Annotated in this window: 4 protein-coding genes; 3 read left to right on the plus strand and 1 reads right to left on the minus strand. The window is 72.3% G+C overall.

The window, feature by feature from the left end:
- On the plus strand, positions 1–489 hold a 489-nt coding region (locus H7965_RS29070), incomplete at its 5' end, for an amidase family protein (RefSeq protein ID WP_261394428.1).
- 103 nt (positions 490–592) lie between these two features.
- On the opposite strand, the gene H7965_RS29075 is transcribed toward H7965_RS29070, so the two are convergent.
- A complete protein-coding gene (locus H7965_RS29075; RefSeq protein WP_186773986.1) occupies positions 593–1,906 on the minus strand; it encodes a tetratricopeptide repeat protein in 1,314 nt (437 codons plus the stop codon).
- A gap of 688 nt (positions 1,907–2,594) precedes the next feature.
- Here H7965_RS29075 and H7965_RS29080 point away from each other — a divergent pair.
- Positions 2,595–2,768: a P-loop NTPase family protein gene (locus H7965_RS29080; RefSeq protein WP_186773987.1), complete on the plus strand. Its 174-nt coding sequence runs from the start codon at positions 2,595–2,597 to the stop codon at positions 2,766–2,768.
- The gene (locus H7965_RS29085) at positions 2,765–3,460 is read left to right on the plus strand and encodes a hypothetical protein (RefSeq protein WP_186773988.1); all 696 of its coding nucleotides are present in this window, start codon (positions 2,765–2,767) and stop codon (positions 3,458–3,460) included. The genes H7965_RS29080 and H7965_RS29085 overlap by 4 nt, the downstream gene beginning before the upstream one ends.
- Positions 3,461–3,714: the final 254 nt, after the last annotated feature.

Raw genomic sequence — 3,714 nt, forward strand, 5'->3', positions numbered from 1 at the left:
CTGGCGGAGGCTGCAGCCTACCATGCCGATCGGCTCCGCCGGTGCCCGGAACTGCTTAGCCCGACCCTGCGCGGCGCGCTGCAGACGGGCTCGATGGTGAGCGCCGCTCATTACCTGCAGGCGCAGCGCGCGCGGCGGGTCATCGTAGACGCTTTCATCGGGGCGATGGCCCGGTTCGAGGTGCTGGTGATGCCGACGACGCCAGTCCCGGCCTGCCGGGCGGAGGAGGACGAGACGGCGCTGACCGGGGTGCGCATGCGCAACACGGCGCCGTTCAACCTGACGGGCCTGCCCGCGGTCTCCGTGCCCTGCGGCTTCTCGGCGGACGGCCTGCCGATCGGCCTGCAGGTCGTGGGCCGCGCCTGGGACGAGGTCACCGTCCTGCGGGTCGCCGATGCCTACGAGCGCGCGACGGACTGGTGCGCGAGGCGGCCCGGGACGGCGGTCACCTCCGCCGGGGCACCCGCGTCGCCCCGCGCGCGGGCCTGACGGCGGCCGCGATCCCGTCCAGGTCCTCGGTCCGGCGGGAGGGGCGTGAGGCGGGCGTGCCGCCCGGGCGAGCGGCGCAGGTGGACGGCGTGTCCTCCGGGCCTCAGTGGACCTGCACCGCCTCGAGGCCGGCCACCGGGATGCCGCGCGGGCCGGCCCGCCGGGCCGCCGTCAGGCGGCGTGCGTCCTCGTGCCGGCCGGCCGCGAGGTAGGCCCGCAGCAGGGTGAACTCCACGAGGTCCAGCTGTGCGCGGCTGCCGCCCATCCGCTCCCGCTCGGCGAGGATGCCCTCGATGCCGGTGATGGCGGCGCCATAATCTCGCCGCTCGAAGGCACCGAGGGCGCGCGCGAAGGTGGCCACGGTCGCCCCTGCCGGATAGCGCCCCTCCCGGACCATGTCCTCGATCTCGGCCGTGCGCGCCTCGGCCTCGGCGCGGTCGCCGGCGACGGCGTCGACCAGGGCGACATGCCAGTCGGCGTAGGGCAGGCCCGGGCGCGGAAAGAGCCGACGTACGAACCCGCGCAGCGCCTCCCACCGTGCGTGGTCGCGCGGGTGCCCCGCCAGCTCGGCCCGCCACAGGAAGGAAGGCGCATCGAGCAGCTTCACCAGCGCCGGCCCGGGGTGGTCCTCCCCGGCGAAGCCCCGGTCGAAGAGCCGCAGGGCTTCCTCCATCGCGCCCGCCTGCAACTCGACAATGGCGAGGTGCCAGCTCAGATGGCCGTGGAGCATGCCCTCACGGGGGTAATCCGCCAGCCATGACCGCAGGAAGGAGGCGGCCGCGTCGGGCTCGCCGTTCTCGTAGTGGAAGTGCGCCATCGTGTGCGCCAGGTAGGCGTTGCACGGGCACTGCGCCATCGACCTCTCGATCAGTGGGCGCGCGGCCGACTGGTGGCCGAGTTCGGAGAGAGCGAAGGCGTAGTGGCCGTTGAACCACCAGTCGTCGCCGTAGTGCGGCGCGAGTGATGCCAGGAAGTCGAGCTGGTCCTGCTCCCGGCTGGGGCTGCCGGAGATGCCGATCAGGCCGGTCTGGTTCGCCGCGAGGTTCGCCGCCATCGCGTCGCGCGGCCAGCTCGCCACATGGCGCCGCAGGGCCTCGAGGGCTGCCGCGGGCCGGCCGCCGACCACCAGGTCAAACACGGCCACATGGCTAACGTCCCGCTCCGGCGTGCCCCCGGCCAGAGCGCCGCGTGCCGCCGCAACGGCCTCCCGGGCGCCGGCCGGGTCGCCGCCCAGCTGCAGCACCCGCGCCCGGGCTGCGTGCGCGATGGCAAAGCCCAGATCGGCAGCGGTCGCGCGCGCGAAGGCGGCCGCCGCGCCGGGGTACATCCGCAGCAGGAGGTCGCACCCCTCGATGTAGGCGTCGCGCGCCTCCGAGGAGGTGGTGGACAGGCGGAGGCCGTACCGATCCGTCAGCATGGCGGCGCGTCCCTGCTAAGGAAGAGCCCCCATGCTGACGGCTTGAGGAATTTTATGCCATCTTTCTTACTCAAGCGGCACAAGCTGCGGGCCAAGGCGCCTGCGAGGTGAGTGCGCCCGCTCTCAAAGGGAGAGGTGCGGCAGCCGCGCATTCGGGAGGGGCGCGAAGCCGCCGACGCTACCATTCTCGGACAAATGGCCGCTTCGCCCCCAGTTCCCGACCTTGGCGGGGCCGGAGCGCTCGCCCGGGCGCCGCACGACGAAATAGCCTTCAAGGAAGCCCGGGGAAAAGCCTACAACATCCACACCCACATCGGCGTCGTGCCGCCGAGTGCCGAGCCCGTGTGGGCCATCGGCCGGTGCGATGCAGCGGCGCCAGACGACCCTGTTCGGACTGGGCGGTTAGACCTGGGCGCGCTCCGGCAGCTCCAGCAGCTTCAGGCAGGCCCGCAGCAGCGCGGTGACGTCTGCGGCCGACATGCCATCGATCTGCACGGCTCGCCGGTCGCGGCGTGGCTCAGCGAAGCGTGCCTGCGGTATGCGGGACGCGCGCTCCCGGTCGATGGCATCTCGTCGAGCCCGGTCATGTTCCCGTTCGCGCTGGGAGGCTCGGCCGCTTACCTCCTGTCGACATCGCCGGCCTTGGAGGTGCGAGGCGACGGTGCGGGCAATCGGGTCGTGGCCTTGGGTGCCGCGCGGCCAGGCCGAGCACGCCGTCCGCATCGCCACCGCCGATGAGCGGGATGCGCACGCGACCCTGGCCGCCTTCCGGCTGCGGCCGGAGCCCTCGATCCTGGTGACCTGCGCCATGGCCTATGAGGGGCTGGACGCGCCCTCGGTCGCGGTCTGCGCCGCGCTGTGACCCACATCCGCTCCCGCGCTTGGCTGGAGCAGATGATCGCCCGTGCCACCCGGGTCGACCCGGCGGCCGGCCCCTACCAGGACCAGACCGCCCTGGTGCTGCACCCCGACGATCTGCTGTTCCGGCGCTTCCGGGAGCGCATCGAGCGCGAGCAGGGTACACTGGCCCGCTATCGCAAGCCACGCCGGCAGGGCGAGCTGCCGATCGATGACGGCCGCGAGCGAGCCGAGCCGATCGTGCCGCTCGCCTCCAATGCGACGGCACTCCGCTGGGCGCGGCTGGCGCCGGGGCCGGACTTCGCCGCGGCCCGCTCGGAGCAGGTGCTGAACCGGCAGCCCGATCTGCTGGAGGTGCCGTCGCGGCGCGAGCGCGAGATGCAGATGCAGGTCGGCCGCATGGTGGCGGCCCAAGTGATCGAGGACGAAGGCATGCTCCGCATCCCGAAGGGCGCCGGGGCGCATCATGCCTACTCAGCGGCGCTCAAGCGGGTGATGCGGAAGGGCCGCGCCGAGATGTCATTGGCCGAGCTCGAGGCCGCCATCGCCTGGCTGGAGCGCAACCGCATCGCGGATCACCTGCATCTGCTGCAGGGGGATGCGAAATATGCCTGGACCGCTCGGCAGAGGCGGTTCGACTTTGGTTTGGGCGGACGCCCTGCGAAGAGCGACAGAGTAGATAGCCGGCCGACCTAACCGCCACCGCCTTCGCCAAGCGGCCGCGGACCTGCGGCTGACGATCAAAGCCAGGGAAGTTGTACCGCCCCTGTCATCATCACCGGTCACTGTTCAGGACGATCAGGGTCCTGTCCTCCGAGAGATTCCAGGTTGGCCATGATGCGTGGGATTTCGCCGGGGATCTCGCGGGCCAGGAAGCCCAGTGGGCCATGTGCCCGGGCAAGGCGCCTTCCCGCCTCGGCGTGCATGTAGACGCCCCAGGCCGTGGCCTG

Origin of the sequence: Siccirubricoccus deserti (genome assembly GCF_014283215.1) — a bacterium.
Lineage (GTDB): Bacteria > Pseudomonadota > Alphaproteobacteria > Acetobacterales > Acetobacteraceae > Siccirubricoccus > Siccirubricoccus deserti.

Bases quoted from the DNA above. Each gene is read 5' to 3' on its own strand.
- H7965_RS29075 (WP_186773986.1), bottom strand. From the start codon at position 1,906: ATGCTGACGGATCGGTACGGCCTCCGCCTGTCCACCACCTCCTCGGAG.